The following is a 25016-nucleotide window of genomic DNA, read 5'->3' on the forward strand; positions in this document are numbered from 1 at the left end:
ATGGCATATTTCCGCGTTCGGGATTCCGAATGATTCGCGGGGATCACCGTCTTTGTGGCTTGGATTGGCGGTAGACCCTTGGTGCATCTGGAATGGAGCGATCGTGTTCTCTGTCGTTTTGACAGGAGCATGCCCCATGACGATGCATTCGGTGCCAGACGATTCGATCGATGCTTTGATCGCCAAGCGTTTGCCGACCTGGTTGATCCATCCCGATGTCGATCAGCTGCGTTCATTGCAGCGGGCGATGAATCGCGAACAACGCCTCGCCGCGCAAATCGCCAGTCATTTCCGGCGCCTGCCCGCGATCGACAGCTTCGCCATACCCTTGTTGACCCAGACACTGAGGCAGGCAGGAATCGAAGGCCCAGATGTACGTAACCTTTACGTGCACATCGAACAGTCGATCGAGGTACCGAGCGCTTCGCCAAAACTGCAGATCAACCGCCATACCTACCACTCACGCCAGAACCTGCTCGCTGCCGCACTACACAATTTCCATGTCGAAGAGCTGACCCCAGACCTGTTCCGCAAGGCATGGCTGGCCGATGCCAACGGCCGACGGCTGGCGTTGGGTTTCGAAACCTTTGCGCGTTGCTGCAGGACGCTGGATCTCGGCGGGCAGTACCAGCGGATGTTGCAACAGCTGTTGACGCCGAAGGAGCGCCCCACAGCGCCCGGCGGTTCGGCGGCCCGCGCCGTCAAGGCGATGCTGGAAGACAGCGTGCGCGCCCAGTTCGAAGCCGCCATGCGACTGGCCAGATTGAAAGGCGAAATGGAAGACTACGATTTTTATCGGACCGTACCGCTTTGGTCGCCGCAGCCGCTGGTTCCACTCGTGCCTGGATCGGTGGTGCCGCGGCAGTTGTACTTGTTGGGTAAATGCATCCGTGGGGTGGTGGCACTCGAACAACGCGACGTTGAAGGCGGGAAGCTGAACTCCATCACGCTTTGGATTCCACAAGACCCCAAAGGCCCGATCACTCGACATGCCTCTTGGAGCGCCGTGTATCGATGGCTGGGTGAGCGCCTTCGCCGGTCCAGCTACCGCCGTTTTTTTGCACGCTTCATCAGCGAGCGTGACCGCCCCGCATTCGTGCACGCTTTGAATCGCGCCAGCGACGATGCCAGCGCGAAGGATCCGTTGCAGGTCGATGGACGCAATCTGGCTGTCGATAAGCCTCTGTTCGTCCATCTGCGCGAATTGCGCGTCAACAAGATTCTGGACGATGCACGGGTCCTTGCAGTTCCCACAGGGGACGAAGACCTGGCCAGCCGCCACGAGCGAATCCAGGCCTGTACCAGCGCCGGGCTCGATGTGCTGGGGTTGGCGGCATTCTTCGTACCCGTTCTGGGCGAGGTCATGCTCGCCGTTTCGGCCGTGCAGATCGCCCACGAAGTTTACGAAGGATACGAAGATTGGCGGATCGGCGACCGCGAAAGTGCCTTGAGCCATCTGTTCGGTGTAGCCGAAGGGGTGGCGGCAGGGTTGGTCATCGGAGCGGTTGGAACGGCTGCGTTGAGTACGCTCGAGCGGACGGTATTCGTCGATGGCCTCACACCGATCTGCGATGAATTCGCTCAGGTCAGGCTCGGTCAGGGTAGCCTGGGCGCACATCGCCTCGAACAGCCCGGCGAGATGCTCAGGCATTGGGGCGGTCCGTTCGAAGACATGCCCGATTGGCAGGCCGAGACATTGTCGCAGGTGACGCACCTCAAGCCTGACCAACTGCGACGCCTACTGGCCGAAGGCGCAGACCCGCTGGCCAGGATGCACGATGTCAGCGAACGCATGCTGCTGCACACGCAATCGCCGCAGCTTCGCGGGGCGCAACTCGAGGCCGAGCTTGCGGCGCGGCAAACGCCTCCTGCGGCCGACCAAGCGTCGTTGCTCAACACCTTTGCGAGTCTGTCTCCGCGTCAGGCTGCGGAAATTCTCGAGAATGCCAGCTCCACTGATAGAGCCAGGTTGCAGAGCAGCGGGCGCATCCCGCTGGCCATCGCCGAACGGGCACGCTGGGCCGCTTGTGATGCTCGACTGGATCGGGCCTGCCTTGGCCTTCATTTCCCAGCAGCGGCGGGCACGGATAGCGAACGTTTGGCGCTTGGCTTGATCGAGCGTTCGGCGCCTTGGTCGAACGAGGCCGGGGTGGAGATCCGCGACGGCAGCGTCGATGGCCCCCTGTTGGCCTCGACTCGGGTTCATCACGGCGCGCAGGTCTGCATCATCGTGCGCACTGCCGATGGCTATCTCGTCCCCCGCGGCCAATCGCAACTGACCCAAAGCATGAGCCTCTGGGAGGCGCTGCTGTCCAATCTCGACACGGCCCAGAAGCGCTTGTTGGGCCAAGTGGATCTGAACGAAGAACAACTGCAGCAATGGGTGGCCGAACAGGCTGGCGTCGACCGCGAGCGCTGCGCCGTCATCCTGGGCATGACACAACCCGGCAGCTCAGCCATGCGGCCGCCGCTGCGCCTCGCCGACGGGCGCCTGGGCTACCCACTCAGCGGACGGATGCCGGGCGGGCGTCAGGCGATTCGCGATGGGCTGCATCGGCTCTTTCCCTTGCTCAGTGAAGTACAGATGGAGCGTTACCTCGCCGATCTGCTGAATCGTCGTGTCGACCTTTGGCAGCACTATGCCAACCTGAGTCAGACCTTGTCCCGGCTGAACCAGGCATTGACGCTCTGGCGTGATGAGGCTGGGGTGATGGCCTCTCTGCGCCGCAGGCGCGTTGCCAGTCAGTTGAGGCGTTGCTGGCGACGAAAGCTGTTCGACTATGCCGGCGACTTCGTATTGGAAATCGATGGCGAGCGCGTGGGCAGCTTGCCTCAACTACCTGCCGACGTGGACTTTTCCCATGTCAGGCGGTTGACGTTGAGGGACATGGACCTGACCGAGATCGATGAAGCGTTTATTCGGCGGTTCAGCCAGCTCAGGGAGTTGGATTTGCAGCAGAATCGGCTGACCGAGATTCCTCCCGGCCTAGAACGACTGACCCATTTACGCGTAGTGCGCCTTTCGCGCAATCAAATCGTCATGACGCACGAGGGCAGCCGACGCCTGGCTCAGCTGTCGCGCCTGCACTCGCTGGATTTGAGCAACAATCCACTGGAACGTGCTCCGGCGTTAGCCAACCTGAGTCGTCTGACGCAGTTGAACCTGCGCAACACAGGCCTGCAAGCGCTGCCTGAGCTGACGGAAACGTTGCCAAGTGCGGCTCATCTGGATTTGCGCAACAACCGCATCACGCAACTGCGCCAGGATGTGATGGACTTATGGCACAACCTGCAGCGCGTCAGTCTGCACGACAATCCGCTGGACGCCGCCAGCGTCCAAGCACACGACCGTCTCAGCCTCGCCAATACGGGCAGTCCACGTTCGAGCATTGCCTATACGCATCGAGAGGTCGACGAAAGCGTGCTCAATCAATGGCTCGGTTCGTCGACGTCCGCAGAACGCTCGCGACGTACGCAACTGTGGGATGAGCTGAGCGCGGAAACGGGCTCGCAGGATCTGTTTCAGTTCTTGGCCGACTTTGTCGAAACCACCGATTTCGACCAGAGTACGGAGCATTACCAGCGCCGCATGTGGGACATGCTCGAGACCGCCCACGGCAATGAGGCCTTGCGTACCCGGCTGTTCGAAACAGCCGGAGGTGAGCGGACCTGCGACGACCGGTTGCTGCTGATCATGTCGCAGCTGGAACTGAGCGTGTTGGTCGAGCAGGCATTGATCGATGGGCCAGCCGAGCAGGTCGAAGCCCGTTTGTTGAGGCTGCATCGCTCGCTGTTCAGACTGGATCTGGTGGATGAGATCGCAGCGCGGCACCTCGAGTATATGCACACGATCGACATGGGGCAGATAGACGATATCGAGGTTCGGCTCTATTACCGCGTGATGCTCAGGCAAGAACTGGATTTGCCGGCAACGCCCGATGCCATGCATTACGCCGAATACGCACAAGTGAGCCAGCGAGAACTCACCCGGGCAGCACGCACGGTGCTGTCAACGGAAACGCCTGAAACGCTGGCCGCTTCACTGGCTCAGCGACCCTTCTGGCAGCGCTATGTGAGAACGCATTACGCGGAACGTTTCGAGGCGCTGATAGCGCCCTTCTATGAGCGTCTGGAAAGCCTCGAAGGCGAAGCAGTCAATTCCGCTCAATGGGTGCAGCACAGCAATCAGCTCAGGCAGGAGCTGGAGGCTGCCGAGCAGCAGCTGATTCGGAGCCTCGCCGACGAGGCTTATGCCCGAACGGTTACGCAGGCGTAGCCGCTCGAGCGAAGCGGGTCGAACCCTCAGGCAGCGTCGAACCGCGCAGCGCCGGTTTGCCGCTGCGCGAGGTAGTCCTGCAGGGCCTGTTGTTCAGCCGGCGTGGTGACCAGTCCCAGTTTGGTACGGCGCCAAAGGATGTCTTCGGCCTTCACTGCCCACTCATGCTTGCAGAGGTAGTCGACTTCTCTGGCGAACAGACCAGCGCCCATGCGTAGGCCGAGATCCTCAGGGCCGTTGACCCCTTCCAGCAAAGTCCATACACGGCTGCCATAGGTTTGCGCCCAGCGGTGGGCGATCTCGGCAGAAAGCCAAGTGTGTCGGGCCAATAGCGCCTCGACCAAGGCGGCGACCGTGGTCATGTCCTCGCCACCAGGCAACGGCGCGCTGGCCGTCCAGCCGTTGCCCATCTCATTGAAAAAGGGCTTGAGCCGCACCATGGCCGATTCGGCCAGCTTACGGTAGGTGGTCAGCTTGCCGCCAAATACCGACAGCAGTGGCGCTTTGCCGCCTTCGTCCGAGAGCGCGAGGGTGTAGTCGCGGGTGACCGCCGAGGGGTTATCGGACTCGTCGTTGCACAAGGGGCGTACGCCGGAAAAGGTATGCTTGATGTCGCTGCGGGTAATCTGGTGGTTGAAATGGGCATTGACCACGTTCAACAGGTAGTCGGTTTCCGCCTCGGTGATCGCCACGTTGGCCGGGTCGCCGCTGTACTCGCGGTCGGTGGTACCGACCAAGGTGAAGCGGTCCAGGTAGGGGATGCAGAACACGATGCGTTGGTCTTCGTTCTGCAGGATATAGGCCTGCTCGCCTTCGTACAGGCGCGGCACGATCAGGTGGCTGCCCTGAATCAAACGGATGCCGTAGGGGGCGGTGAGCTGCAAGTCGTCTTTGATGAACTTGGCGACCCAGGGCCCGGCGGCGTTGACCAGCGCACGTGCCTTGATCGATTCGCGGCGGCCGTCGCCATGCTCCAGCTCCACGTGCCACAGGCCGTCGACGCGCTGGGCGCTCAGGCAGCGGGTACGGGTACGGATATCGGCACCGTGTTCACGGGCAGTCATGGCGTTGAGTGCTACCAGACGCGCGTCGTCCACCCAGCAGTCAGCGTATTCGAAACCGCGGGTGATGGCTGGCTTGAGGGGGTAGCCGGGGCCGAAGCGCAGGCTGCGCGAAGCGCCCAGGCGTTTGCGTTTGCCCAGGTGGTCATACAGGAACAGGCCGGCGCGGATCATCCAGGCGGGGCGCAGGTGCGGGCGGTGGGGCAGCACGAAGCGCATCGGTTTGACGATATGCGGCGCCTTGGCCAGCAGCACTTCGCGCTCGGCCAGCGCCTCGCGCACCAGACGGAATTCGTAATGCTCGAGGTAACGCAGGCCACCATGGATCAGCTTGCTGCTGGCCGAGGAGGTGTGTTGCGCCAGATCGTCCTTCTCGCACAGAAAGACTTTCAAGCCGCGCCCGGCCGCGTCAGCGGCGATGCCGACACCGTTGATGCCGCCACCGATCACGGCAACGTCGTAGCAGTCGGCAGGGGAGGGGATGGGGCGGGCTGGCTGGGACACGGTAACGGTCTCCTGGATATTCGAATGATCGAAAATGAACGTTTGTGTTCGTTTGCGAAAATACTAGCGCATGTGCATGCAGCCTGCCAGCCCATGTATCGATAAATCGACGACGTGACGGCTAAGTGAACATAAACGAACATTTTGATGAAGGTATTACACCCGCGCCGCACCTCGGGGAACTAGACCACGTCCAGGCGGACCTTGTTCTGCGCCAGCAAGTGGCTCAATGCAGCGCTGGGCTGACGATCGGTCACCAGGCAGTCCACCAGGCTGATCGAGCCCAGGCGCACCATGGCGTTGCGCCCGAATTTGCTGGAGTCGGCGGCCAGGATCACCTGCCGTGCGTTGGCGATGATGGCTTGCGACACGCGGACTTCCTGGTAGTCGAAGTCCAGCAGACTGCCGTCCTCGTCGATGCCGCTGATGCCGACCACGGCGAAATCCACTTTGAACTGACTGATGAAGTCGACGCTGGCCTGGCCTACCACGCCACCATCCGGACGTACCGTGCCGCCGGCCATCAGCACTTCGAAGTCCTCCTTGGCGCCCAGGATCGAGGCCACGTGCAGGTTGTTGGTGATGATCTTCAAGTGGTGGTGGTTGAGCAGGGCGCGGGCAATGGATTCGGTGGTGGTGCCGATGTTGATGAACAGCGAGGCATGGTCGGGAATCTGTCGCGCCACGGTCTCGGCGATGCGCTGCTTCTCGTCGCGCATCTGGTCGGCGCGCATGGTGTAGGCGGTGTTCTCGATGCTCGAGTCATGGGCTGCGCCGCCATGGTAGCGACGCAGCAGCGTCTGCTCGGCCAGTTGATTGATGTCACGGCGAATGGTCTGCGGGGTAACGACGAACAACTGCGCCATTTCCTCGATGCTGACATAGCCGCGTTCGCGGACCAGCTCGAGGATTTGTTGTTGGCGTGGGGGCAGGTTCATGGGCGGTCCTTTGGGGCAGCCGAAAAATCCTGCAATCATGCCGTAGGAAACGTCTGGCGACCAGCGCAAGGGCGGCGCCTGCCGTTGCTCCAGCGCCTCGAGCGGTTCCGGAGCTACGGCACGGTCACGCTCAGGCGTCGTGGTCTTCCCAGTCACGGGTGCGGGCGATGGCTTTTTTCCAGCCGGCGTAGAGTTTCTCCTTCTGCGCCGTGTCCAATTGCGGGCTGAACTCGCGCTCGATCACCGCTTTGTTGCGCAGCTCGTCCAGGCTGCTCCAGAAACCGCAGGCCAGGCCTGCCAGGTAGGCCGCGCCCAAGGCGGTGGTTTCGCGCATTTTCGGGCGCTCGACGCAGGTGCCGAGGATGTCGGCCTGGAACTGCATGAGGAAGTTGTTGGCCACCGCACCGCCGTCCACCCGCAGCTCGGACAGACGCTCGCCGCAGTCCTGCTGCATGGCGTCGAGCACGTCGCGGGTCTGGTAGGCGATCGACTCCAGCGCCGCACGAATGATGTGGTCGACCTTGACGCCGCGGGTCAGGCCGAACAGCGCGCCACGGGCATAGGGGTCCCAGTAGGGCGCGCCGAGGCCGGTGAAGGCCGGCACCAGGTACACACCGTTGCTGTCCTTGACCTTGCTGGCGAAATATTCGGTGTCGAGCGCGTCGTTGACGATCTTCAGTTCGTCGCGCAGCCACTGCACGGTCGAGCCACCATTGAACACGGCGCCTTCCAGGGCATAGGCCACTTCGCCGCGAGGGCCGCAGGCGATGGTGGTCAACAAGCCATGGGACGACTTGACCGCCTTGCTGCCGGTGTTCATCAACAGGAAGCAACCGGTGCCGTAGGTGTTCTTGGTCTGGCCGGCCTCGACGCACATCTGGCCGAACAGCGCCGACTGCTGGTCGCCAGCGATACCGGCGATGGCGATGCCGCTCTTGGTGTGGCCATAGACTTCGGAGGACGCGCGTACCTCGGGCAGCATCTGCCGCGGAATGCCGAGAATCTCCAGCAGCTTGGCGTCCCACTCCAGGGTATGGATGTTGAACATCAGGGTACGCGAAGCGTTGGTGTAGTCGGTGACGTGCACCTTGCCGCCGGTGAATTTCCAGATCAGCCAGGTATCGATGGTGCCGAACATCAGCTCGCCGCGCTCGGCGCGTTCGCGAACGCCCTCAACGTTGTCCAGGATCCACTTGAGCTTGGAGCCGGAGAAATAGGGGTCGATCACCAGCCCTGTGGCTTCACGGATGTAGTCTTCGTGTCCGTCGCGCTTGAGCTGCGCGCAGATATCGGTGCTGCGGCGGCACTGCCAGACGATGGCGTTGTACACCGGGCGCCCGGTTTCGCGGTCCCAGACCACGGTGGTTTCCCGTTGGTTGGTGATGCCGATGGCCGCCACCTGGGCATGGCTGATGCCGGCCTGGGCCAGGGCTTCGACCATGGTGCCGCTCTGGGTGGCGAAGATTTCCATCGGGTCATGCTCGACCCAGCCGGCTTGCGGGTAGTGCTGGACGAACTCGCGCTGGGCGGTGCCGACGACGTTGGCGTCGCGGTCGAAAATGATCGCGCGCGAGCTGGTGGTGCCCTGGTCGAGGGCGATGATGTACTGCTTATCCTGGGTGTCGGTCATGGTCGTTGGCCTGGAAAAGATAAGGGACGGTCTTGCGGGTGTGGCCACCCGGCATGACCTCAGGAAATCTGGGTTTCGCTCTGGGCATTATCGCCGGCCTGGGCGGGCAGCCCAACCGGCAGATGGCGGGCGATCAGACCGCGATACAGGCCCGCGCCGACGCAAGCGCCAAGGATGGGGGCACAGATCGGGATCAGGAAATACGGCACGTCGCGCGCGCCCGTGAAAGCGATTTCGCCCCAGCCGGCAAAGAAGGTCATCAATTTGGGGCCCAGGTCGCGCGCCGGGTTCATGGCGAAGCCGGTCAACGGGCCCATGGCGCTGCCGATCACGGCGATCAGCAAGCCGATCAGCAACGGCGCCATCGGGCCGCGCGGCAGGCCGTTGTTGTCGTCGGTCAGGGCCATGATCACGGCCATCAGGATCGCGGTGATCACCGCTTCCACCAGAAACGCGCCACCGATCGACAGCGACGGGTGAGGGTAGGTGGAAAATACCGCTGCCAACTCCAGGCTGGCTTCACTGCCACGGACGATGGCGTGGGAATTTTCGTAATCGAAAAATAGCGCGCTGTACAGGGTGTACACCAGCGCGGCCGCGCAGAATGCGCCGGCGACTTGAGCGAGGATGTAGAACGGCAGCTTGCGCTTGTCGAAATCGGCGAACACCGTCAGGGCGATGCTGACCGCCGGGTTCAGATGTGCGCCCGAAACACCCGCGGTGAGGTAGATCGCCATGCTTACGCCGATCCCCCAAATGACGCTGATTTCCCAAAGGCCGAAGCTGGCCCCCGCGACCTTGAGCGCGGCCACGCAACCTGTGCCGAAGAAGATGAGGAGCGCGGTGCCGAGAAACTCGGCCAAGCATTGAGCGGCCAGGGTAGGCTGGCGTAGTGCAGTCGTCATGTGGGACCTCGTTCTTGTTGTAATGCGCCGTAATGGCCGGACAGCAACGCTCGCAACTACCCAAACGCGGGCGGACGAGCAGAATGGCGCACTAGGAAAGTGCACCCTCTATTCAAAAACGAAAAAATATAGACAAGAAACGCGGATGTCAAAGGTCGAAAGTGAACGCGTGGCCACATTCTGACCAAGCGCCGCGGACACGACCTTTCGAGCGCCATCGTCCTGATTGGCTGCCGCACGCGCCATCCCTTAAAGTGGAGCTCCCCTCGACGGCCGTTGGAGCTGCGCATGACCCCCGCCCTTGACCTGCTGAACAAAGCCCGTGCCGAGCACCGTGTGCATAGCTATGAGCATGATCCCAAGTCGGCATCCTATGGACTGGAGGCAGCGGAAAAGCTGGGTCTCGATCCTCGGCAGGTGTTCAAGACCTTGTTGGCCAGTACGGAAAAGCACGAGCTGTTGGTGGCGGTCGTGCCCGTGGTGGGCAGCCTGGACCTCAAGGCACTGGCCCAGGCTGCCGGCGCCAAGAAATGCGAAATGGCCGACCCTGCCGCAGCGCAGCGCGCCACCGGGTATCTGGTAGGAGGGATCAGCCCGCTGGGACAGAAGAAGCGCCTGCGCACCTTCATCGACACATCGGCGCAACAAGTGCCGACCGTGCATGTGAGCGCAGGGCGCCGTGGGCTGGAAGTGGAGCTATCGGCGGCAGTCCTGGCGCAGCATACCCAAGGCACCTTTGCGCCTATCGGTCGCGCTTGAGAGAAAAGACACGCCTGCCGCCACGCAGGGGCAGGCGAACGACCCGGGCGCTTAGCTGTGGCGCCGCACGCCAGCCTGCGCAGGGTGCAATTGCGCGGCGACGCTACCAGGCACGGCGAACAGCACTAGGTGATCGGCGGCCACGCCGATGCCGACTTCGTCGCCCAGTGCGTGATTGTCATGGCTTGGAAAGATCGCTTCCAACTGGCTGCCGGTCGGCAGTTGCAGGCGGTAGAGCGTCGATGCGCCGAGAAAACTCTTGCCCGTTACCCGCGCGCGCAGTGGACTCTGCGGCGCATGCACGATGTCGTCCGGACGCAGCAGCACATCCACTGGCGTGCCCGCAGTCATGGGGTAGGCGCGGTTGCCGCGCAGCTCGCCCAGCTCGGTGCCGACGGCTTCGTGGCTGTTCATCTGGCCGCGGATGAAATAGCCCTGACCGACGAAGCTGGCGACGAACGGCGTCTGAGGTTCGTGATAAAGGTTGTAGGGCGTGTCCCACTGTTCCAAGCGGCCTTCCTTGAACACCCCGACCTGATCGCTGACGGCGAAAGCCTCCTCCTGGTCGTGGGTCACCAGAATGGCGCTGGTACCGCGGCTTTTGAGAATGTCGCGCACTTCATGGCTCAGGCGCCGACGCAGCTCCACGTCGAGGTTCGAGAACGGCTCGTCGAGCAGCAGCAGCTGCGGCTCGGGCGCCAACGCCCGGGCCAGTGCCACGCGTTGTTGCTGGCCGCCGGACAGCTCGTGCGGATAACGCCCGCCCAGCCCCTTGAGCTTGACCAACTCGAGCATTTCATCGACCACCGCCGCCTGCTGCGGGTGCTTGCCGATACCGAAGGCGATGTTCTGTGCCACGGTCAGGTGAGGGAACAGGGCGTAGTCCTGGAACACCATGCCGATCCGGCGTTTTTCCGGGGCCAGGGTGAAACCTGGGCGGGAGATCACTTCGCCCGCCAGTTGGATTTCACCTTCGTGTACCGGTTCGAACCCGGCGATGGCGCGCAAGGTGGTGGTTTTGCCACACCCGGACGAGCCCAGCAGGCAACCGATGTCGCCGGCATTGAGGTGCAGGTTGAGCGTCTGGACGATGCGTTGATCGCCATAGCCGCAGGCCAGGTTGCGCAGGTTCAGCAGTAGGGGAGCACTCATGCGTGGTGGTAAGCCGGTTCTATGACGAATTCGAGGAGCGCCTTCTGCGCATGCAGGCGGTTCTCAGCCTGGTCCCAGGCGACCGAACGCGGGTCGTCGAGCAGATCGTGGCTGATTTCCTCGCCGCGGTGGGCGGGCAGGCAGTGCATGAACAGGGCATCGGGTGCCGCCAGGTCGAGCAGGTCGCGGGTGACCTGGTATGGCGCGAAGTGCGCCAGGCGACGTGCAGTTTCCTCCTCTTGGCCCATCGAAGTCCAGACGTCGGTGGTCACCAGGTGCGCACCACTCACTGCTGCCTTGGGATCGCGCACGATCTGCACCTGGTCGCCACCCAGGGCCAGGAAGCGTGGATCGGGTTCATAGCCTTCCGGACAGGCGATGCGCAGTTGGAAGCCGAACTGCACGGCCGCTTCGATGTACGAGTTGCACATGTTGAAACCGTCGCCCACCCAGGCCACGGTCTTGCCCTGGATGGAGCCGCGATGCTCGAGGAAGGTCTGCATGTCGGCCAGCAGCTGGCAAGGGTGCGACTCTTCGGACAGGCCGTTGATCACCGGTACGCGCGAGTGCTCGACGAACTCGGTGAGGGTGGTATGGGCATGCGTACGGATCATGATCGCGTCGACCATGCGCGACAGTACCTTGGCACTGTCGGCGATCGGTTCGCCACGGCCGAGCTGGGTATCGCGCGGCGACAGAAAGATCGCCTGGCCGCCCAACTGGATCATGCCAGCCTCGAACGAGACCCGGGTGCGCGTCGAGGATTTTTCGAAGATCATCCCCAGTACGCGGTTTTTCAGCGGCTCGAACACCACGCCGCGGTTACGCAGGTCTTTTAGCTCGATGCCACGACGGACCACGCCGAGCAATTCGTCAGCGGTGAAATCCATCAGGGAGAGAAAGTGCCTAGCGTTCATGATTGAATACCTTAATTGCAACGTTCGGCAGGCGTGCCGCTGCTTTTTTCGACAACGGGCAAGACCTGCGGCGTAAGCCGCACGGGGCGGACAGAAAAAGGGGAAGACGCAATACTATAATTAAATGTCGCTCGAAACCAAGGGGCGCACGGATGCGTATTTGGTTAGGGCGTATGTCGGTCCGGTCGAGCAGGCACGTTGGCTTTCCGATACAATGGGGCACCGTGCCGACGAATCTGTCGGAAAGTTCAGCAGAGGTGCTTCATGGATATCATCGAAACAATCAAAGAGCAGATCGCCAACAACACCATTCTGCTTTATATGAAAGGCTCGCCCAATGCCCCGCAATGCGGCTTTTCGGCGAAGGCTTCGCAAGCCGTGATGGGCTGCGGTGAGAAGTTCGCCTACGTCGACATCCTGCAGAACCCGGAAATCCGCGCCAACCTGCCCAAGTACGCCAACTGGCCGACCTTTCCGCAACTGTGGGTCGGCGGCGAGTTGGTGGGCGGCAGCGATATCGTCATGGAAATGTTCGAAAAAGGTGAGCTGCAGACCTTTATCAAGGATGCCGCTGCCAAGGCCAAGTCCGCCGAAGCCTGAGCCTGTCGAAGCCCAAGGGCGGCGCCAAGCCGGCCCTTCGGTGCAAATGGCTCGTCCCACGAAAAAGCCCCGCTACTCGGTGAAGTAGCGGGGCTTTTTTCATTGGCGGTGTGGATGGACGTTTATTCTTCGCCCATCTGCGATTGCAGGTAATTCTCGATGCTGATCTTGTCGATCAGGCCCAGCTGGGTTTCCAGCCAGTCGATCTGCTCTTCCTTGGATTCGAGGATGTCTTCGAGCATCTCACGGCTGCCGAAGTCGCCCGAGGTTTCGCAGTGGGCGATGGCGCCTTTGAGTTCGGCCAGCCCGCGCCGCTCGAGCACCAGGTCGCACTCGATCATTTCTTTGGCATGCTCGCCGATCAGCAGCTTGCCCAGGTCCTGCACGTTGGGAATGCCTTCGAGGAACAGGATGCGCTTGATCAGCTTGTCGGCATGTTTCATGGCGTCGATCGACGCTTTGTATTCGTGCTTGCCGATGGCATTGAGCCCCCAATCTTCGTACATGCGGGCGTGCAGGAAGTATTGGTTGATGGCGACCAGCTCGTTTCCGAGGACCTTGTTGAGATGCTGGATGACGCTGATATCGCCTTTCATGTCTGAATGCCTGCCGTGGGGAATGTGCCAATGGTGCAAGTTTGAGCGTGGCTGGGCAGGCTGTCAAACCTAAGTATTTGAATACTAAGTGAAAATTAATAGGAATAAGAATGTTTGTGAACCGCGTTGGCGACCTAACTTGTTGAATTACGGGCATAAAAAAGCCGGACCTGAGGTCCGGCTTCTCGAATCGGGGCTGTTATGCGGCAGTAAATTCGACCGGGTAAGCGAGTGTCGTCTGCTGACTGACCTGCAGTTCGGTCAGGGTTTCGCGAACCACCTGTTTGGCCAGGCAAGCGCATTTACCGCATTGCGTACCCACTTGCGTGGTTTCGCGGACTTCCCGGTAACTGCAGCATCCTTCGTAGATCGCTTCGCGGATCTGTCCATCGGTGACGCCGACACAAAGACACACATACATGAGGCTGACCGTCGCTGGGTGATTCGATGGTCTGGAGAGTAATGGTAATGATAATGCTTGTCAAAACGCCAGGGCGCTCGGTACCGCCGGGGCGACCGGCGGTAGACTCGGCCTGTTCCTGCAAGGCGTGTATGATGGTCGGCCTTGTGTGATTCCAGAGGACAGGTTCCTCCGGCCTTTAATCATTCCCACCATCAGGAGATAAAGAATGAGCGTACTCGTAGGCAAGCAAGCCCCTGACTTCACCGTTCCCGCCGTACTGGGCAGCGGCGAGATCGTCGACAGCTTCAACCTGGCGTCGGCCATCAAAGGCAAGTACGGCCTGGTGTTCTTCTACCCACTGGACTTCACCTTCGTCTGCCCGTCCGAGCTGATCGCCCTGGACAACCGTATTCCGGACTTCGTCGCCCGTGGCGTGGAAGTGATCGGCGTGTCGATCGACTCGCACTTCACCCACAACGCCTGGCGTAACACCCCGGTCAACAATGGCGGCATCGGCCCGGTCAAGTACACCCTGGCCGCCGACATGACCCACGAGATCTGCAAGGCCTACGACGTCGAGTCCGAAGGTGGCGTCGCGTTCCGTGGTGCCTTCCTGATCGACACCAACGGTGTAGTGCGTTCGCAGATCGTCAACGACCTGCCACTGGGTCGTAACATGGACGAGCTGCTGCGTCTGGTCGATGCCCTGCAATTCCACGAAGAGCACGGCGAAGTCTGCCCGGCCAACTGGAAGAAAGGCGACAAAGGCATGAACGCTTCGCCAGAAGGCGTCGCTGCTTACCTGAGCGAGAATGCTGGCAAGCTGTAAGGCTGAGTCGGAGACGAAAAAACCGGCCGCAATGGCCGGTTTTTTCATGGGTGCGGTATAGCGACAGGTCAGTCGTTGAAGTCGCGCCAGCCGCCCATGTCCTTCCAGCGGTTGACGATGGCGCAGAACAGTTCGGCAGTTTTCTCGGTGTCGTAACGCGCCGAATGTGCTTCACGCCCATCGAAATCGATGTCGGCGCTCTGGCAGGCGCGGGCCAAAACGGTCTGCCCGTATGCCAAGCCCGCCAATGTAGCGGTGTCGAAGCTGGAGAAGGGGTGGAACGGATTGCGCTTGATGTCGTTGCGCGCAACGGCGGCGTTGAGGAAGCCCAGGTCGAAGCTGCTGTTGTGCCCGACCAGGATCGCCCGCTTGCAGCCGTTGGCTTTGAGCGCCTTGCGGATGCCGCGGAAGATGTCGGTCAGGGCCACGTCTTCGTTGACCGCCATGCGCAGCGGATGGTCGAGCTTGATGCCGGTGAATTCCAGCGCGGCCGGTTCGACATTGGCGCCCTCGAACGGCTCTACCCGATAGAAGTAGGTGTGCTCGGGAAACAGGAACCCTTTCTCGTCCATGCCGATGGTCACGGCGGCGATTTCCAGCAGGGCGTCGGTGGCGCTGTTGAAGCCACCGGTTTCCACATCCACCACTACGGGCAGATAGCCACGGAAGCGCTCGGCCATCGGGTGGCGCGAACCTGGGCTGCCGGTTGTGTCCTGCTCGTCTTCGTAATGTTCGTCGGTCACGCTTGATTCTCCAGCAAACGCCAGCGCAGGGTTTCACCTGCACGCAGCGGAACTACGGTCTGCTCGCCGAAGGGCAGGCTGGCCGGAGCCGTCCATTCTTCGCGTACCAGGGTGATGCGATCGGTGTTGGCCGGCAGGCCGTAGAAGGCCGGGCCGTGCAGGCTGGCGAAGCCTTCGAGCTTGTCCAGCGCACCGCGCGATTCGAAGGCTTCGGCGTACAGCTCGATGGCGGCGAAGGCGGTATAGCATCCGGCGCAGCCGCAGGCGTTTTCCTTGGCATGGCGTGCATGGGGCGCCGAATCGGTACCCAGGAAGAACTTCGCGCTGCCGCTGGTGGCTGCATCGAGCAGGGCCACCTGGTGGGTGTTGCGCTTGAGGATCGGCAGGCAGTAGAAGTGCGGACGGATGCCGCCGACCAGCATGTGGTTGCGGTTGTACAGCAAGTGCTGCGCAGTGATGGTCGCCGCGACGTTGGCCGGCGCCTCGCTGACGAACTGCGCCGCATCGCCTGTGGTGATGTGTTCGAACACGACTTTCAAGTCAGGGAAACGCTCGACCAGGCGCCGCATGTGCTCGTCGATGAAACGTTTCTCCCGGTCGAACACGTCGATCTCGGGGCGCGTCACTTCACCGTGCACCAGCAGCGGCAGGCCGGTTTCGGCCAGCGCCTCGATAGCGGGAAAGATCTTGTCGATGCTGGTCACGCCGGAATCGGAGTTGGTCGTCGCGCCGGCGGGATAGAGCTTGGCGGCATAGACGATGCCGCTGGCCTTGGCCGCCAGAATGTCCTCGCGGCGCGTGCGGTCGGTGAGGTACAGCACCATCAGCGGCTCGAAGCGGCTGCCCATCGGGCGCGCAGCGAGGATGCGCTCGCGGTAGGCGCTCGCTTCATCGGCACTGCGGACCGGAGGCACCAGGTTGGGCATGATGATGGCGCGGGCGAAAGTGCGAGCCACATCCGCGACGGTGTGCTGCAGCACCGCTCCGTCGCGCAGGTGGATGTGCCAGTCGTCGGGGCGCAGGAGGGTCAGGCGATCGGACATTGGGGATTCCAGGCGGGTCGAACTCAGGGCGCCCATGCTACCGGAAAACCGCCGTTCGAGCATCAGCGCAGCCGGGAGCCAGTGGCCACTATCAAGTTTTGCCCGACGCGTCCGATAGCCTGCAGGTATGCCGCAACGATTCATGGAGCCGCCCGTGCGCCAGCGTTACCTGATCCTGCTTACCCTGTTCGCCAGCTTGCCGGCGGGCGCCGTGACCTTGCAGAGCCGTCTTGAAGATGCGGTTTGGAAGGTCGAGGGCGATCAGTTCGAGTGCCGTCTGATCCAACCCATCAAGGGGTTCGGCAGCGGTGAGTTCGTCCGCCGTGCTGGCGAGCAACCGACCTTCGGCCTGCGTTCGGACAGCCACCTGCTCGGCACCGGCAGCGCCACGCTGTCGGCTGCGGCCGCGCCCTGGCAGCCCGGCCGGGGCGACATCGGGCTGGGTAGCGTGCGCCTGGGCGCCGGCGGCGTGTTGTTCAGTTCGACCCAGGCCCAGGCCAGCCGCGTGATCAGCGGGTTGCTCGACGGTCGCAGCGCGGTGGTGCGCAAGGGCTCGGGCGAGGGCGGTCAACCGATCGAAGTGCGTGTGCTGCCGGTGAACTTCAACAAGGGCTTCGAGGATTACCTGGCCTGCGCCGGCAAGCTGCTGCCGATGAACTACGATCAGGTGCGCCAGACCCAGGTGGGATTTCCGGGTGCCGGGGTCGATCTGGACGCCGCCGCCCGTGCGCGCCTGGACCTGATCCTCGCCTATCTCAAGGCCGATCCGACGATGAACCACATCGAGCTGGACGGCCACTCCGACAACAGCGGCAACCGCCTGAGCAACCGCGACACCTCGCGGCGGCGCGCGCTGGCGGTGGCCGATTACCTGGTGAGCCATGGCGTGCCCATGGAGCAGATCGTGGTGCGCTTCCATGGCGAGCGGTATCCGCTGGCTAGGAACAACAGCGCCGCCAACCGGGCACGCAACCGCCGCGTGAGCGTTCAACTCGAGCGCGTCGCGCCTGTGGCCAAGCCTGCGCAGAGCACGCCGGCTTCGCCTGCGCCAGCGCCGGCAAGCAACCCCGCGGCGGATACCGCGCCGACGACGCCAACCAGTGCGCCAGCCGCTACATCGCCAGCGCCCGCCGCTGCCAAGAGCCCGGCGCCCAGTGCCGTGAAGCCGGGCGGCACCTGAGATCCTGTCGCTTTGCCGTCACAAGCTGTCGCGCCCCTGTAAATCTGCGCGCAAGGCCGGTAGAATCCGGGGCTTTCCGTACAACCCGTGGAGTGATGGCATGGCGGACGTAAAAAAGGTCGTACTGGCGTATTCCGGCGGCCTTGATACTTCGGTGATTCTCAAGTGGCTGCAAGATACCTACGACTGCGAAGTGGTGACGTTCACCGCTGACCTGGGGCAGGGCGAAGAGGTCGAGCCGGCCCGCGCCAAGGCCCAGGCGATGGGCGTCAAAGAAATCTACATCGACGACCTTCGCGAAGAGTTCGTACGCGATTTCGTCTTCCCGATGTTCCGCGCCAACACCGTGTATGAAGGCGAGTACCTGCTGGGTACTTCCATCGCTCGTCCGCTGATCGCCAAGCGCCTGATCGAAATCGCCAACGAGACCGGCGCCGACGCCATTTCCCACGGCGCGACCGGCAAGGGCAACGACCAAGTGCGCTTCGAACTGGGCGCCTACGCGCTCAAGCCGGGCGTCAAGGTCATCGCGCCATGGCGTGAATGGGACCTGCTCTCGCGCGAAAAACTGATGGATTACGCCGAAAAGCATGCCATCCCGATCGAGCGCCACGGCAAGAAGAAATCGCCGTACTCGATGGACGCCAACCTGCTGCACATCTCTTATGAAGGCGGCGTCCTGGAAGACACCTGGACCGAGCACGAAGAAGACATGTGGCGCTGGAGCGTCTCCCCGGAAAACGCGCCGGACCAGGCCACCTACCTGGAACTCACCTACCGCAATGGCGACATCGTCGCCATCGACGGTGTCGAGAAGAGCCCGGCTACGGTGCTGGCCGAGCTCAACAAGATCGGCGGCGCCAATGGTATCGGTCGCCTGGATATCGTGGAAAACCGTTACGTGGGCATGAAGTCCCGTGGCTGCTACGAAACTCCAGGCGGCACCATCATGCTGCGTGCCCATCGCGCCATCGAGTCGATCACCCTCGACCGTGAAGTGGCTCACCTCAAAGACGAGCTGATGCCCAAGTATGCCAGCCTGATCTACACCGGCTACTGGTGGAGCCCGGAGCGCGTCATGCTGCAGCAGATGATCGACGCCTCGCAGGTGAACGTGAACGGTGTCGTGCGTCTGAAGCTGTACAAAGGCAACGTGACCGTGGTCGGCCGCAAGTCCGACGACTCGCTGTTCGATGCCAACATCGCGACCTTCGAAGAAGACGGCGGCGCCTACAACCAGGCCGACGCCGCAGGCTTCATCAAGCTCAATGCCCTGCGCATGCGCATCGCCGCGAACAAGGGGCGTTCGCTGCTCTGACAGTTGGTGGCATTGCGAAAACCCCAGCCATTGGCTGGGGTTTTTTTTTGCCGCTGTGCCAGCTCAGTAGCCGGGTGGAACCTTGTCGGGGCTGAGCACCAGACAGACACGCCTGCGTTTTTCGAGGTCGAAAATGACCCATGCGCGCTCATGCTCCAACTCTTGGGATATGGCTTGGAGCAGGCGTTGCTCGATTTGCCGGGGGGTGTCGTTGCCCGACAGCGCCAGAGTCAGCGGCGGTTCGGCCAGAGCGAAGGGCAAGAGGTCGGGTGCCATGGGGACCACTGTGGGCGGTATGGGCCGGTAGGCAGGTTTCCACAGCGAGCGGTAATTGAAGTTGAGGGTGAGAAAGAACAGTACGGTCAGAAAGAAAGGGAATCCGACCAGAAACCAGGTGTAGATGTATTGGCTTTCGCGGCTCAGGAACGGCAGCGACGCCAGTGCCGAGGCTTCGATGATTCCAGCGAAAATGGCGATGAGGGACAGTGGACTGATGGGGTCTGTCTTATTCATGGCGGCGGTGTCTGCAAGGGCTTTTAAGCTATCTACAGTTGCTTGGCTCAGATTGACACCCGGGCTACTTCCCTATGCTCGTGTCGAGCACACTCTTCGCGGCGTCTGGGTATCCTCGGGTCTTGCTGTCATACAAGGCTGTAGTGCCGGCCAATACTGTTTAAATTTCTGACCAAATGTAGGAATTTTCCTTACTTGCTGTAGGCCTGATCTTGGCGCTCATTACTGGCCGGACAGCGTGAGTTCCTGAGGTTAGTCTTGCTCGTTATTGCGCTTCTCTAATTCAACAACGAGTAGATGGATATCGCATGAATAAAGTGCTGATCGTGGACGATCACCCGGTCATTCGTCTGGCTGTACGCATGTTGATGGAGCGGCACGGGTACGACGTCGTCGCAGAAACCGACAATGGCGTCGATGCGCTGCAACTCACCCGGGACCTGCTGCCCGACATCGTCATTCTCGACATCGGTATTCCCAAGCTCGACGGGCTTGAGGTCATCGCACGAATGAAAGCCTTGAGCCCAGAGAGCAAGGTGCTGGTGCTGACCTCGCAATCGCCTGGGCATTTCTCCATGCGTTGCATGCAGGCCGGAGCTGCCGGCTACGTTTGCAAACAGCAGGAACTGACGGAGTTGTTGAGCGCGATCAAGGCGGTGTTGTCGGGTTACAGCTACTTCCCCAACCAGGCCATTCATACCACGCGTAGCCCTGGAGGCGGCAGCGAATCGGAGATGGTCCAGCGACTGTCCAGCCGCGAAATGATGGTATTGCAACAGTTGGCAAAAGGTCGGTCCAACAAAGAGATCGCCGACAGCATGTTCCTCAGTAACAAAACGGTAAGCACCTATAAAAGCCGTCTGCTGTTCAAGCTCAATGCTCGTTCGCTGGTCGACCTGATCGAACTCGCCCAGCGCCATAGCCTGGTCTGAGCGCAGCGCCAAGGACGGCCCCTACCGGGGGTTACGAGCATTCAGAAGTCATAGTCGAAGTCCGTAAGCTGTCGCTGCAATCGCCGCTCTTCGAGCAGGTTGTCGATGGTCCGGCGTTTGCTCAGATTGGTTTTCGCTTGCTCGATGGGGGCAGGCGCATCCTCTTCGGCAGTGAAGTCGTCATCGAGCAGGTCGTCGTCTTTATCGGTACTCATTCATCACTCCACGGCATAAAGGGCCAATGGCCGTCCTTATAGCGAGAATGCCGAGTGCGGTAAAAAAGATTTTTTCAATCAATGGTGCAGCTAATTTCTATTGCTTCAATCGTCGGAGGTTTTGTGCTTGTACTCGCACAGGTCTTCGATTCGGCAGCTGCCGCAACGCGGCTTGCGTGCCTGGCACACATAGCGGCCATGCAGGATCAGCCAGTGGTGGGCATCGAGTAGATAGGCCTTGGGCACGAATTTGACCAGCTTCTTTTCCACTTCCACCACGTTCTTGCCCGGCGCGATCCCGGTGCGGTTGCTGACACGGAAAATATGCGTGTCCACCGCCATGGCTGGCTGGCGGAAGGCCGTATTCAGCACCACGTTGGCCGTCTTGCGGCCAACGCCCGGTAACGCCTCCAGGGCTTCACGGGTTTCCGGCACCTGGCTGCCATGCTGCTCGACCAGCAAGCGGCAGGTCTCGATCACGTTCCTGGCCTTGCTGTTGTACAGGCCAATGGTCTTGATGTACTGGCTCAAGCCCTCTACACCCAAGGCGTAGATCGCTTCGGGGGTATTGGCGACCGGGTAAAGGCGAGCGGTCGCCTTATTGACGCCCACGTCGGTTGCCTGCGCCGACAGTATCACGGCAATCAGCAACTCGAACGGCGAGGTGTAGGCTAATTCGGTTTTGGGCTCAGGGTTGTCTTCATGCAGCCTGCGAAAGATTTCCAGGCGTTTGGTTGCGTTCATGGTTCTGTCGATGGAATGGCGATGTCCGTGTGGGTCGCGCAAGCCGACGGACGTCACGTTGAGCGTTGAAAGTACTGGCCAGGCGTTAGCGCCGTGACCAGTACCGGCTGGGATCACTTGATGCGTTGGCCTGGCTTGGCGCCGCTGTCGGGGCTGAGCAGGTAGATTTCCGCGCCGCCGGGGCCTGCGGCCATGACCATGCCTTCGGACACGCCGAAGCGCATTTTCCGCGGTTTGAGGTTGGCGACCATCATGGTCAGCCGGCCTTCGAGCTGGCTCGGGTCCGGATAGGCGGACTTGATCCCGGAGAACACGTTGCGTTGCTCGTCACCGATGTCCAGGGTCAGGCGCAGCAGTTTGTCGGCGCCCTCGACCGCCTCGGCCTTGACGATCAGTGCGACGCGCAGGTCGACCGCATCGAAAGTGTCGAACTCGATCTGCGCGGCCAGAGGGTCTTTCTTCAGCTCGCCATTGCCGGTTGCGGCTTCGGCGTTGGCGGCAGCCAAGTCTTCCTGGCTGGCCGCGACCATCGCCTCGACCTTGGCCGGCTCGATCCGGCTCATCAACGGCTTGAAGACGTTGAGCTGGTGGTTTTCCAGGCGCGAGCCCAGGTCGCTCCAGCGCAGCGGCGGCACGTTGAGGAAGGCTTCTGCGTCGGCGGCCAGCAACGGCAATACCGGCTTGAGGAAGATCACCAACTGGCGGAACAGGTTGATACCCTGCGCACAGATGGCTTGGACTTCAGCCTGCTTGCCTTCTTGCTTGGCCAGCGCCCAAGGCGCCCGCTCGGCGATCCAGGCATTGGCACGGTCGGCCAGCGCCATGATTTCGCGCATGGCGCGTGCGAAATCACGGTGCTCGTAGGCCTCGGTGATCGACGCCGTGGCTTGGGCGAACGCCTCGGTCAGCGCCGGTGCGGCATCGCCGGCCACCAGCACGCCGTCGTTGCCCTTGTGGATGAAGCCCGCACAGCGACTGGCGATGTTGACCACCTTGCCTACTAGGTCGGAATTGACCTTCTGCACGAAGTCTTCCAGGTTCAAATCGAGGTCGTCCACCCCACGGCCCAACTTGGCGGCGTAGTAATAACGCAGGTATTCGGGCGCCAGATGATCCAGGTAGGTGCGGGCCTTGATGAAGGTGCCACGCGATTTGGACATCTTCGCACCGTTGACCGTCAGGTAGCCGTGCACGTTGACCGCCGTCGGCTTGCGCAGGCCGGCGCCTTCGAGCATGGCAGGCCAGAACAGGGCGTGGAAATTGACGATGTCCTTGCCGATGAAGTGGTACAGCTCGGCCGTGGAATCGGCGCTCCAGAACGCATCGAAATCGAGCTCCGGGCGGCGCGCGCAAAGGTTTTTGAAACTGGCCATGTAGCCGATTGGCGCATCCAGCCAGACGTAGAAGAACTTGCCGGGTTCGCCGGGAATCTCGAAGCCGAAATACGGCGCATCGCGGGAAATGTCCCACTCATGCAGGCCTGCATCGAGCCATTCGGATAGCTTGTTGGCGACCGCATCCTGCAAAGTGCCGCTGCGTGTCCATTGCTCGAGCATGGTCTGGAAGTCGGGCAGTTTGAAGAAGAAGTGCTGGGAGTCGCGCAGCTCGGGCGTGGCACCGGAAATGGCCGACTTCGGGTTTTTCAATTCGGTGGGCGCGTAGGTGGCGCCACATTTTTCGCAGTTGTCGCCGTATTGGTCGTCGGCAGCGCATTTGGGGCAGGTGCCCTTGATGAACCGATCGGCCAGGAACATGCCTTTTTCCGGGTCGAAGTACTGCGTGACCGAGCGCGTGGCGATGTGCCCGGCGTCTTTCAGGCGGGTATAGACCCAAGCCGAAAGTTCCCGGTTCTCTTCGCAATGCGTGGAGTGGAAGTTATCGAAATCGACCAGGAAATCGGCGAAGTCGCCACTGTGTTCGGCCTGGACGTTGGCGATCAGTTGCTCGGGCGTGATCCCTTCTTTCTCGGCGCGCAACATGATGGCCGAACCGTGGGCGTCGTCGGCGCAGACATAGATGCACTGATTGCCACGCATCTTCTGGAAACGCACCCACATGTCCGTCTGAATGTACTCCAGCATATGGCCAAGGTGGATCGAACCGTTGGCATATGGCAAGGCGCTGGTGACTAGGATCTGGCGTGGCTCGGACATGGTGGCTCGGCTACTTATCTGCTTTGAATGACGAAAAGTTGATCGGCCACTATAAAGTGCCGGGCGATATATTTCATCCCGTGTGCACATCTGCTGACGATTGACGGGTTAGCATAGTCCCCTCGATCCATTGACTGTCTTGCAGCGGGAGCCTCCATGAGTGCCGTCACACGTGCCGCAGTAGAAGATGTACTGCGCCAGTACACCGACCCCTATCTGAATCAGGATCCGCTCAGCGCCGGTTGCGTGCGGGCCATCGACATCGACGGTGGCCGCGTCGGCGTGCGACTGCAATTGGGTTATGCCGCTGGGCTGTTCGTCCAGGGCTGGGCGCAAGTGCTGTCCACCGCCCTGGAACACATCGAGGGGGTCGAGCAGGCGTCGGTCAGCATCGATTGCGTCATCGCGCCGCACAAAGCCCAGGCCCAGGTGCCGGGCATGAGCAACGTCAAGAACATCATCGCCGTGGCCTCTGGCAAAGGTGGTGTGGGCAAGTCGACGACCGCCGCCAACCTGGCGCTGGCACTGGCGCGCGAGGGCGCTCGGGTGGGCATTCTGGACGCCGACATCTACGGGCCCAGCCAAGGGATCATGTTCGGCATCGCCGAAGGCACGCGGCCCCAGGTGCGTGAGCAGAAATGGTTCGTGCCAATCAAGGCCCACGGCGTCGAGGTGATGTCGATGGCGTTCCTGACCGACGACAACACACCGATGGTCTGGCGTGGCCCCATGGTCTCGGGCGCGTTATTGCAACTGGTGACGCAAACCGCCTGGGACGATCTCGACTACCTGGTCATCGACATGCCGCCGGGCACGGGCGACATCCAGCTGACCTTGGCGCAGAAGGTGCCGGTGGCCGGCTCGGTGATCGTGACTACGCCTCAGGATCTGGCCTTGCTCGATGCCAAGAAGGGTGTAGAGATGTTCCGCAAGGTCAACATTCCAGTCCTGGGCGTGGTCGAGAACATGGCCGTGCACATCTGTTCGAACTGCGGCCATGCCGAGCACCTGTTCGGCGAAGGCGGCGGCGAGAAGCTCGCCAGCCATTACGATGTCGACCTGCTGGCTTCGCTGCCGCTGTCGATGCTGATCCGCGAACAGGCCGACAACGGTAAGCCTACCGCCATCGCCGAGCCGGACAGCCAGATAGCCCTGGTGTATCAGGAGTTGGCGCGTTCGGTCGGTGCGCGTATCGCCCGGCAGGCGAGCATCGCGCCGGCCATGCCGAACATCACCGTCAGCGACGATTGATTCAACCCCTGTGCGGCGACACTGCTGCCGCCGCACGGGATCCGCCTGAATCGCGTCCATAAAAAAACCCGCCGAGGCGGGTTTTTTCGAAGCGAGGAAGCGAGATCGACTTAGGCGATCTGAACTTCTTCAGCCTGCATGCCTTTCTGGCCGCGGGTAGCGACGAAAGTAACAGCTTGGCCTTCTTTCAGGGTTTTGAAGCCGTCAGCTTGGATGGCTTTGAAGTGCACGAACAGGTCATCGCCCGATTGCGGGGTGATGAAGCCGTAGCCTTTCTCATCGTTGAACCACTTAACAGTACCGTTTTGACGGTTGGACATGTGTCTGTCTCCTTGGACAAAGTTGATTTCGGCA

At 61.5% G+C, this 25016-nt stretch carries 23 protein-coding genes; 8 read left to right on the plus strand and 15 right to left on the minus strand.

All coding sequences use genetic code 11. From position 1 onward, the window contains the following. Positions 1–136 precede the first annotated feature (136 nt). Positions 137–4276, plus strand: a complete 4140-nt coding sequence (locus AA0Z93_RS13480) for an NEL-type E3 ubiquitin ligase domain-containing protein (RefSeq protein WP_413048482.1) — start codon at positions 137–139, stop codon at positions 4274–4276. A 26-nt stretch (positions 4277–4302) separates the two neighbouring features. Here AA0Z93_RS13480 and glpD read toward each other — a convergent pair whose 3' ends face one another. The 4 genes from glpD to AA0Z93_RS13500 all read right to left on the minus strand — a co-directional run bounded on the left by glpD (position 4303) and on the right by AA0Z93_RS13500 (position 9314). After that, positions 4303–5841: a glycerol-3-phosphate dehydrogenase gene (gene glpD / locus AA0Z93_RS13485; RefSeq protein WP_413048481.1), complete on the minus strand. Its 1539-nt coding sequence runs from the start codon at positions 5839–5841 to the stop codon at positions 4303–4305. A gap of 182 nt (positions 5842–6023) precedes the next feature. Next, a complete protein-coding gene (locus AA0Z93_RS13490; protein ID WP_413048480.1) occupies positions 6024–6779 on the minus strand; it encodes a DeoR/GlpR family transcriptional regulator in 756 nt (251 codons plus the stop codon). A gap of 130 nt (positions 6780–6909) precedes the next feature. Beyond that, positions 6910–8409 carry a glycerol kinase GlpK gene (glpK, locus tag AA0Z93_RS13495; protein ID WP_413048479.1) on the minus strand — a complete coding sequence of 500 codons (1500 nt, stop codon included), beginning with the start codon at positions 8407–8409 and terminating at the stop codon, positions 6910–6912. A gap of 59 nt (positions 8410–8468) precedes the next feature. Then, positions 8469–9314 (minus strand): MIP/aquaporin family protein, encoded by an 846-nt coding sequence (locus AA0Z93_RS13500; RefSeq protein WP_413048478.1) that lies wholly within the window; start codon positions 9312–9314, stop codon positions 8469–8471. A 288-nt stretch (positions 9315–9602) separates the two neighbouring features. Between AA0Z93_RS13500 and ybaK the strand changes: the two genes are divergently transcribed. Then, on the plus strand, positions 9603–10073 hold the full coding sequence (ybaK, locus tag AA0Z93_RS13505; protein WP_413048477.1) for a Cys-tRNA(Pro) deacylase: 471 nt from the start codon (positions 9603–9605) through the stop codon (positions 10071–10073). Positions 10074–10124: 51 nt separating this feature from the next. Here ybaK and AA0Z93_RS13510 read toward each other — a convergent pair whose 3' ends face one another. Further along, positions 10125–11225 carry an ABC transporter ATP-binding protein gene (locus tag AA0Z93_RS13510; protein WP_413048476.1) on the minus strand — a complete coding sequence of 367 codons (1101 nt, stop codon included), beginning with the start codon at positions 11223–11225 and terminating at the stop codon, positions 10125–10127. Continuing rightward, a complete protein-coding gene (argF, locus tag AA0Z93_RS13515; protein WP_413048475.1) occupies positions 11222–12142 on the minus strand; it encodes an ornithine carbamoyltransferase in 921 nt (306 codons plus the stop codon). The genes AA0Z93_RS13510 and argF overlap by 4 nt, the downstream gene beginning before the upstream one ends. 264 nt (positions 12143–12406) lie before the next feature. On the opposite strand from argF, the gene grxD reads away from it, so the two are divergent. Next, positions 12407–12742: a Grx4 family monothiol glutaredoxin gene (gene grxD, locus AA0Z93_RS13520; RefSeq protein ID WP_413048474.1), complete on the plus strand. Its 336-nt coding sequence runs from the start codon at positions 12407–12409 to the stop codon at positions 12740–12742. A gap of 122 nt (positions 12743–12864) precedes the next feature. Here grxD and bfr read toward each other — a convergent pair whose 3' ends face one another. Continuing rightward, positions 12865–13338, minus strand: coding sequence for a bacterioferritin (bfr, locus tag AA0Z93_RS13525; protein WP_313739910.1), 474 nt, complete (start codon positions 13336–13338; stop codon positions 12865–12867). A 199-nt stretch (positions 13339–13537) separates the two neighbouring features. Further along, positions 13538–13759 (minus strand): bacterioferritin-associated ferredoxin, encoded by a 222-nt coding sequence (locus tag AA0Z93_RS13530; protein ID WP_413048473.1) that lies wholly within the window; start codon positions 13757–13759, stop codon positions 13538–13540. Positions 13760–13967: 208 nt separating this feature from the next. Between AA0Z93_RS13530 and AA0Z93_RS13535 the strand changes: the two genes are divergently transcribed. Continuing rightward, on the plus strand, positions 13968–14570 hold the full coding sequence (locus AA0Z93_RS13535) for a peroxiredoxin (RefSeq protein ID WP_413048472.1): 603 nt from the start codon (positions 13968–13970) through the stop codon (positions 14568–14570). A gap of 68 nt (positions 14571–14638) precedes the next feature. Here AA0Z93_RS13535 and rnt read toward each other — a convergent pair whose 3' ends face one another. After that, entirely contained in the window at positions 14639–15250 is a 612-nt protein-coding gene (rnt, locus tag AA0Z93_RS13540) for a ribonuclease T (RefSeq protein WP_413049009.1), read from the minus strand. 59 nt (positions 15251–15309) lie between these two features. Further along, on the minus strand, positions 15310–16356 hold the full coding sequence (gene pyrC / locus AA0Z93_RS13545; protein WP_413048471.1) for a dihydroorotase: 1047 nt from the start codon (positions 16354–16356) through the stop codon (positions 15310–15312). A gap of 154 nt (positions 16357–16510) precedes the next feature. Here pyrC and AA0Z93_RS13550 point away from each other — a divergent pair, with 154 nt between their 5' ends. Continuing rightward, positions 16511–17536: a flagellar protein MotY gene (locus AA0Z93_RS13550; protein WP_413048470.1), complete on the plus strand. Its 1026-nt coding sequence runs from the start codon at positions 16511–16513 to the stop codon at positions 17534–17536. Between the two features lie 100 nt (positions 17537–17636). After that, positions 17637–18854 carry an argininosuccinate synthase gene (locus tag AA0Z93_RS13555; protein ID WP_313739915.1) on the plus strand — a complete coding sequence of 406 codons (1218 nt, stop codon included), beginning with the start codon at positions 17637–17639 and terminating at the stop codon, positions 18852–18854. Positions 18855–18917: 63 nt separating this feature from the next. Here AA0Z93_RS13555 and AA0Z93_RS13560 read toward each other — a convergent pair whose 3' ends face one another. Next, positions 18918–19367, minus strand: coding sequence for a hypothetical protein (locus AA0Z93_RS13560; RefSeq protein ID WP_413048469.1), 450 nt, complete (start codon positions 19365–19367; stop codon positions 18918–18920). A gap of 308 nt (positions 19368–19675) precedes the next feature. On the opposite strand from AA0Z93_RS13560, the gene AA0Z93_RS13565 reads away from it, so the two are divergent. Continuing rightward, the gene (locus AA0Z93_RS13565) at positions 19676–20299 is read left to right on the plus strand and encodes a response regulator transcription factor (protein ID WP_296263501.1); all 624 of its coding nucleotides are present in this window, start codon (positions 19676–19678) and stop codon (positions 20297–20299) included. Between the two features lie 41 nt (positions 20300–20340). On the opposite strand, the gene AA0Z93_RS13570 is transcribed toward AA0Z93_RS13565, so the two are convergent. The 3 genes from AA0Z93_RS13570 to metG all read right to left on the minus strand — a co-directional run bounded on the left by AA0Z93_RS13570 (position 20341) and on the right by metG (position 23411). Further along, positions 20341–20514, minus strand: a complete 174-nt coding sequence (locus AA0Z93_RS13570) for a PA3496 family putative envelope integrity protein (protein WP_413048468.1) — start codon at positions 20512–20514, stop codon at positions 20341–20343. Between the two features lie 105 nt (positions 20515–20619). Beyond that, positions 20620–21258, minus strand: coding sequence for an endonuclease III (gene nth / locus AA0Z93_RS13575; protein ID WP_413048467.1), 639 nt, complete (start codon positions 21256–21258; stop codon positions 20620–20622). A gap of 113 nt (positions 21259–21371) precedes the next feature. After that, positions 21372–23411 carry a methionine--tRNA ligase gene (gene metG, locus AA0Z93_RS13580; RefSeq protein WP_413048466.1) on the minus strand — a complete coding sequence of 680 codons (2040 nt, stop codon included), beginning with the start codon at positions 23409–23411 and terminating at the stop codon, positions 21372–21374. A gap of 156 nt (positions 23412–23567) precedes the next feature. On the opposite strand from metG, the gene apbC reads away from it, so the two are divergent. Further along, the gene (gene apbC, locus AA0Z93_RS13585) at positions 23568–24662 is read left to right on the plus strand and encodes an iron-sulfur cluster carrier protein ApbC (protein WP_413048465.1); all 1095 of its coding nucleotides are present in this window, start codon (positions 23568–23570) and stop codon (positions 24660–24662) included. 110 nt (positions 24663–24772) lie between these two features. On the opposite strand, the gene AA0Z93_RS13590 is transcribed toward apbC, so the two are convergent. Further along, positions 24773–24982, minus strand: coding sequence for a cold-shock protein (locus AA0Z93_RS13590; protein WP_012273869.1), 210 nt, complete (start codon positions 24980–24982; stop codon positions 24773–24775). Positions 24983–25016 lie beyond the last annotated feature (34 nt).

Source organism: Pseudomonas phoenicis (assembly GCF_047302395.1).
Lineage (GTDB): Bacteria > Pseudomonadota > Gammaproteobacteria > Pseudomonadales > Pseudomonadaceae > Aquipseudomonas.

Excerpts from the sequence above, each read along its gene's own strand:
- AA0Z93_RS13480 (WP_413048482.1), top strand. The coding sequence starts at position 137 with ATGACGATGCATTCGGTGCCAGACGATTCGATCGATGCTTTGATCGCC.
- AA0Z93_RS13490 (WP_413048480.1), bottom strand. The coding sequence starts at position 6,779 with ATGAACCTGCCCCCACGCCAACAACAAATCCTCGAGCTGGTCCGCGAA.
- glpK (WP_413048479.1), bottom strand. The coding sequence starts at position 8,409 with ATGACCGACACCCAGGATAAGCAGTACATCATCGCCCTCGACCAGGGC.
- AA0Z93_RS13500 (WP_413048478.1), bottom strand. The coding sequence starts at position 9,314 with ATGACGACTGCACTACGCCAGCCTACCCTGGCCGCTCAATGCTTGGCC.
- ybaK (WP_413048477.1), top strand. The coding sequence starts at position 9,603 with ATGACCCCCGCCCTTGACCTGCTGAACAAAGCCCGTGCCGAGCACCGT.
- AA0Z93_RS13510 (WP_413048476.1), bottom strand. The coding sequence starts at position 11,225 with ATGAGTGCTCCCCTACTGCTGAACCTGCGCAACCTGGCCTGCGGCTAT.
- argF (WP_413048475.1), bottom strand. The coding sequence starts at position 12,142 with ATGAACGCTAGGCACTTTCTCTCCCTGATGGATTTCACCGCTGACGAA.
- grxD (WP_413048474.1), top strand. The coding sequence starts at position 12,407 with ATGGATATCATCGAAACAATCAAAGAGCAGATCGCCAACAACACCATT.
- bfr (WP_313739910.1), bottom strand. The coding sequence starts at position 13,338 with ATGAAAGGCGATATCAGCGTCATCCAGCATCTCAACAAGGTCCTCGGA.
- AA0Z93_RS13530 (WP_413048473.1), bottom strand. The coding sequence starts at position 13,759 with ATGTATGTGTGTCTTTGTGTCGGCGTCACCGATGGACAGATCCGCGAA.
- AA0Z93_RS13535 (WP_413048472.1), top strand. The coding sequence starts at position 13,968 with ATGAGCGTACTCGTAGGCAAGCAAGCCCCTGACTTCACCGTTCCCGCC.
- rnt (WP_413049009.1), bottom strand. The coding sequence starts at position 15,250 with ATGGCCGAGCGCTTCCGTGGCTATCTGCCCGTAGTGGTGGATGTGGAA.
- pyrC (WP_413048471.1), bottom strand. The coding sequence starts at position 16,356 with ATGTCCGATCGCCTGACCCTCCTGCGCCCCGACGACTGGCACATCCAC.
- AA0Z93_RS13555 (WP_313739915.1), top strand. The coding sequence starts at position 17,637 with ATGGCGGACGTAAAAAAGGTCGTACTGGCGTATTCCGGCGGCCTTGAT.
- AA0Z93_RS13560 (WP_413048469.1), bottom strand. The coding sequence starts at position 19,367 with ATGAATAAGACAGACCCCATCAGTCCACTGTCCCTCATCGCCATTTTC.
- AA0Z93_RS13565 (WP_296263501.1), top strand. The coding sequence starts at position 19,676 with ATGAATAAAGTGCTGATCGTGGACGATCACCCGGTCATTCGTCTGGCT.
- AA0Z93_RS13570 (WP_413048468.1), bottom strand. The coding sequence starts at position 20,514 with ATGAGTACCGATAAAGACGACGACCTGCTCGATGACGACTTCACTGCC.
- nth (WP_413048467.1), bottom strand. The coding sequence starts at position 21,258 with ATGAACGCAACCAAACGCCTGGAAATCTTTCGCAGGCTGCATGAAGAC.
- metG (WP_413048466.1), bottom strand. The coding sequence starts at position 23,411 with ATGTCCGAGCCACGCCAGATCCTAGTCACCAGCGCCTTGCCATATGCC.
- apbC (WP_413048465.1), top strand. The coding sequence starts at position 23,568 with ATGAGTGCCGTCACACGTGCCGCAGTAGAAGATGTACTGCGCCAGTAC.
- AA0Z93_RS13590 (WP_012273869.1), bottom strand. The coding sequence starts at position 24,982 with ATGTCCAACCGTCAAAACGGTACTGTTAAGTGGTTCAACGATGAGAAA.